This window comes from Mesorhizobium sp. P5_C1 (assembly GCF_054049815.1).
In genome coordinates this window covers 1-4889 of sequence record NZ_JBFULQ010000421.1, presented here as the reverse complement: position 1 = coordinate 4889, position 4889 = coordinate 1, and the positions used below count along the sequence as shown (strand labels likewise).

Here is a 4889-nt window from a genome sequence, read left to right as displayed (position 1 = left end):
CTCGAGGATGGAGGTCGACTTCTTCTGCACGTTGACGCCCTGCACCTGCACTGATTGGGGCAGCCCGGCCATGGCGGCAGAGACCCGGTTCTGAACAAGCACCTGGGCCAGGTCCAGATCTGTACCGATGGCAAAAGTGACGGTCAGGTTGTAGCTGCCGTCGGAGGCAGCGAAGGACTGCATGTAGAGCATGTTCTCGACGCCATTGACTTGCTGCTCGATCGGCAGTGCGACGGTGTCGATGACCGTGCGCGCGCTGGCGCCCGGATAACGGGTGGTTACCGAAACGGTCGGTGGAACCACGTCGGGATATTGCGCTACCGGCAACGCAAAGAGCGAGACGATGCCAACGACGACGATAAGGACGGCAATGACATTCGCCAAAACGGGTCGTTCGATGAAGAATTTGGAGATCATTGGCCAGCACCATTGGCCGGAGTTTGCTGGAGGGTCTTCACGGTCGGTTCGATCTTCTGGCCCGGCAGGGCTGTCAGCAAGCCAGATATGACGACGCGGTCTTCCGCTGTCAGGCCGGAGGTAATGACGCGCAACTCGCCGACCAGTTGGCCAATCTCGACGCCGCGTTGCTCGACTGTGTCGTCCTTTCCGGCGACAAGCACATAGCGGCCGCTCTGGTCGCTGCTGATTGCACGATCCGGTACGAGCAACATGTCCGGCTGCTCGCCGAGCGGGATGCGCAGTCGGACGAAATAGCCGGGCAGCAGCGCATTGTCCTTGTTTTCCAAGACGGCGCGAACCAGAAGCGTGCCCGTTGAGGAAGATACCGCCGGCGCTGCATAGTCGAGCGTTCCTTTGTGCGGATATCCAGTCTCGGTCTGCAGGCCGACATCTACCGGTATCTTCTTGAGACTCTGCATTGTCAGACCACGCTTGGCCATTTCAGCCCGGATCCGCTGCACATCCTGCTCACTGACATTGAAATTGACGTATATCGGATCCATCTGGACGATCGTTGCGAGGTCGGAAGTGCTGCCAGTGCCTACGAACTCGCCGACCGATACCTGGCGGGCGGTGACGATGCCGTCGAATGGCGCCTTGACTTCGGTGTAGCTCAGGTTGAGTTGCGCCTGCTTGACGTCAACGGCGTTCTGCTGCTGCTTGGCCACGTCGACCGCAGCGGCAGCGGCAGACTGGTCCAACGTGGACGCCGAAATTACCTTCTGCGCGAGCAAATCCTGTTGCCGCTTCAGGTCGGCGCTGGACTGTTTGACGGAGGCATCGGCCGACGTCTGGCCAGCCTGGGCCTGTTCAAGCGCCAACTGGTAAGGTTCAGGCTCGATAAGGAACAGTCGGGTGCCCGCTTTGACGCGGTCGCCGTCCTTGTAGTCTATTTCCTGGATGAAGCCCGCCACCCGGGCAATCAATGGCGTCGAATTGATGGCGGCCGTATTCCCCGTCTCGTTGAGATAGGGCGTTACCGTCTGCTTGAGCGGCAGCGCCACGTCGACCTTGGGCGGCGGCGGCGGGACATAGGCATTTTGCTTGTTGCATGCTGAAAGCAGTGCCGTCGCCGCAAGCAAAGTTACGGCCAGCGCAATGCGCGATACCAAAAGCATTTGACCCCCCTCAACACTTCACGGTATTTTGATTGAATGTTAGCCATTTTGGAGGGGTTTGTCATGCGAATTGCCTTGAGCGTGGTTTTCCTAGCCGTTCAGATGCTTGCGGCTCAGGCGCAGACAGCGGCCGAACGTGAGGCTTGCCAAGCGAACTTCGAAAAATTCTGCAAAGGCGTGGAGCCAGGCGGCGGCCGCGTCATTCAATGTCTGACGGAACATTTCAGCGAGCTGACGCCGGAATGCCAAAAGGTCGTCAAGGCGAACACACCTGGTTAGGATCGCGCAGTGCGCTCCGCCGAGCCGTCAGGGCCGGCTGGGACCGGAGCCGCGCATGTGTCAATGCCACTCCTGAGCGCTACGAGCAGGCAAGCCGGATGTTCGGACGCTTTGGCGAATGGACGCGGCCCTATCGTCTGGTAGTGAGACGTCGGACACCCGCCAGGTTCGTCAAACCTATGTCACCGCGACGACCTGTCCCGCCGCGTCGAGGCGACATCCAACCCGCGCCTGTCGAACTTCGATGCCGCCTTGTCTTGCATAGTCTATGCGCACCTCGATTGGTGCGGTGAGGGCACCGCGACGGTGCCGGCGCAGGGTACCTGCGCTGGCTGCGTGCACACTCACGGCACCAAGTGGCTTCGCAGCCGACATGATCGCCTGACGGCAGACGCGAACCACGGCGGGCGGGGTGCCAGGTATCACCTTTAACGGCGCCTGAGGCCGTAAGGGATAACCTGTGGTGCTTTGCCTGTCGCGACCACCTTTGGAAGGCCGGAGGCTGCGCGGCAGGGCTACTGCGTGTCGCACGCCCTTGGTCACGACTATGGCGGCCTTCTTCTTGCCGGCGCTGACACTCGCTGGCCCTGTGGCAGCCCCCGACGCCGCGCTCGCTCGACTATTTGCCGTACTGCCCGGAGCGGCGCCAGCACCGGCGGATTCGTCTCCAGCACTGGGGCTTGCCGAAAGGCCGCCTACGCCGCCGACGTTGGTACCGCCTCCAACGTTGGCGCCAAGCGATCCGTTGCTCGTGCCGACCGAGCCTACAACATTGGCTCCCCCGATTCCGTCGACGCTCGCGCCGACACCGACGGAGGCGCCGTTCGAACCGACGCCTACACCGGCGCCGACCCCAATACCACCGACGTTGCCTCCAAGGCCCGCCGATCCCTCGCTCGCGCCGACCGACCCTCCAACGTTTGCTCCTCCGACACCGTCGACGCTCGCGCCAACACCGACGGAGGCGCCGTTCGAGCCGCCGCCCACACGGGCGCCGACCCCGATACCACCGACTTTGCCTCCAAGGCCATCAGCAAGAGCCGAAGCAGGCCCGATCGCAACTGCGATCGCCAATACGGCAGCTGGATACTTGCGCATCACCATAATCCTTGTGCCGTGCGCAATGGCGCCCGCGTCGGGAGCAACGCGGCGGGAAGGCCAATCGTCGTCAGCCGAACAGGTTGCGGCGACTTGCGGACCGCCACTTTGCGGATTTCTCGCCCCTCGGGCTCATGGGCTGATCTAGCCCGTTTCCCTGTAAGTGCACTGGTACGGGGGCCTGCGCGATCACCGGCAGGCGCTTTGGGAGCAGGCTCGATGCGCTGATCGCGAGGCGTAGTGCGAGCTTTCAGGATGTCGGTTTCGTTGCGCGCCGCAACGAGGTCGCGGGTCAGGCCAATGGCCCTTTCGCGCTGTTGCCCCAAAGCAGCAGAGAGCCGGGCGACTTCCTCTTTTGCCGCGTCGCGATCCTGGCGAGTGGCATCGAGATCGCGCCCGAGAGCATCTGCTCTCCCACGTTCCAATGCCAGCGCTTCGCCGGCTCGCTTTGCAGCGGCCTCAGCAGCCTGGCGGTCCTGAATATCTGCCATTTGTGCAGCGGCAGCCAGTTTTCCGTTGGCCTCAAGAGCGTCGAGAGATTGTTGCGTCGCGGCAAGATCGCGTTCGAGGCGTTCGATCGTCTCCCGCCCCTCGTCAAGCGCGCGTCTCGCTCCATACAGGGAAGCTTCCGCAGCCTGGTGCGCGCCGAGTGCGGCGGCCTTTTCGCGGATCGCGAGGGCGGCTTTGACTTGCAAGCTTTCGACTTCGCGCTGCGCCACAGCCAGACCCTGCGCGAGCCGTTCGGCTCTTTGCTTCTGGTCTTCAAGGGCTTGTCCTTGAAGAGTCGTCGCCTCGGCGACCGCACGCTCACGCACGCCTGCGTCGGCTGTGACGCGCCGCATGTCATCAAGTTCGTCTCGCGCCGCGTCCAGTTCGCTGCGAAGAACCCGCTCGACCCTGTCTGCAGACTGACGATCTGCAGACGCCTGCTGGCGAGCGGCCTCAAGCTCCTCGCGAACGGCCGATAGTTCATGCAGTGACGCGTCCGTCTTGGATCGTTCCCCTCCTAGCCCGGTCGCGGCAGCCTCCACCAATGGGCGAGAACCGCTCACGTCTGGCGGCGCCCCAGCCGGGTGCCCCTCGGCTTTGGCGCCGCCCGACGACGCTGCCGACTGCGTGCGCTGCACGGTCATGACGGGACGGGTGTCGAAACCACTTCTGGCCTGTAAGCGATCGGTAATCAGCCTTGCCAATTCACTCTCACGCAGACCCGCAGCCGGAACGTGCCCAATCCCCGGAAGATCCAGCGTCCCGGTTGCACCGATCGTAAAAGCACCGTTGAGCTCTACGCCCTCCGTGATGCCGCCTCGCAAGGCATCCCACCCCGAGACCTTTAGCTCGACAGTGTCTTGAGGGGCGAGCCTGTCGTCAGTCTCCGATTGACTCTTTGCTGGGGCGCCAAATAGCAGGATCAGGCAGAACGGGATAAGGCTTATCGCAGCGCCGCGTGACCTCTTCCGGGAGTCATGAAACAACGCCGCCACGGCCGAGAATCTTCGGATACCACCGGAGAGTGCAGGGCTGTGGCAATCCGCGTTGGATGTCTGGACATGATCCATGACTGGACCTCCATGACTCTCACCGACCACGCGCTGCGCAAAGCTCGCGACGCGCAGACAAAGCTCACGGCGTGAGCCTACCAAAGTCGATCAGCAGTGGTGAGTACCAAATAGAGCGTAAGCTGCATCGCCCAATTGAGTAAGGGGCGCATCTGTACCAGGTTCGGCAGCCAGCTGCTCTGCGCTCCGACCTTCGATATCGCGTTAAACGACCGTTGCATTCGCAAAAGACACCAGAGAAGGCCCCCTCTATTTGCTCGTCACGGTATTTCGGCGGCCGATTCCGTCGGCGTAGGCGCGGCCCGAGGATKTTGCCATCATCGAGACGGCACTGAAATGGCTCGCGCGAAACCCACGAATGAACTCAGCTGCTGCG

Annotated in this window: 4 protein-coding genes; 1 reads left to right on the top strand and 3 read right to left on the bottom strand. The window is 62.4% G+C overall.

What is annotated here, in order from left to right; all coding sequences use genetic code 11:
* Both ACXJ7R_RS24785 and ACXJ7R_RS24780 read right to left on the bottom strand, forming a co-directional pair.
* The coding region (locus ACXJ7R_RS24785) for an efflux RND transporter permease subunit (protein WP_457154127.1) at positions 1-417 on the bottom strand (417 nt) is incomplete at its 3' end.
* Complete coding sequence (locus ACXJ7R_RS24780; RefSeq protein WP_457154126.1) at positions 414-1463, bottom strand: efflux RND transporter periplasmic adaptor subunit; 1050 nt, start codon at positions 1461-1463, stop codon at positions 414-416. The genes ACXJ7R_RS24780 and ACXJ7R_RS24785, both read right to left, overlap by 4 nt.
* Before the next feature lie 177 nt (positions 1464-1640).
* Here ACXJ7R_RS24780 and ACXJ7R_RS24775 point away from each other — a divergent pair, with 177 nt between their 5' ends.
* Positions 1641-1856: a cysteine rich repeat-containing protein gene (locus ACXJ7R_RS24775; RefSeq protein ID WP_095089594.1), complete on the top strand. Its 216-nt coding sequence runs from the start codon at positions 1641-1643 to the stop codon at positions 1854-1856.
* A 1097-nt stretch (positions 1857-2953) separates the two neighbouring features.
* Here the strand turns inward: ACXJ7R_RS24775 and ACXJ7R_RS24770 are convergent.
* Positions 2954-4513: a polysaccharide biosynthesis/export family protein gene (locus tag ACXJ7R_RS24770; RefSeq protein WP_457154125.1), complete on the bottom strand. Its 1560-nt coding sequence runs from the start codon at positions 4511-4513 to the stop codon at positions 2954-2956.
* Positions 4514-4889 lie beyond the last annotated feature (376 nt).

Bases quoted from the DNA above. Each gene is read 5' to 3' on its own strand.
- ACXJ7R_RS24775 (WP_095089594.1), top strand. From the start codon at position 1,641: ATGCGAATTGCCTTGAGCGTGGTTTTCCTAGCCGTTCAGATGCTTGCG.
- ACXJ7R_RS24770 (WP_457154125.1), bottom strand. From the start codon at position 4,513: ATGGATCATGTCCAGACATCCAACGCGGATTGCCACAGCCCTGCACTC.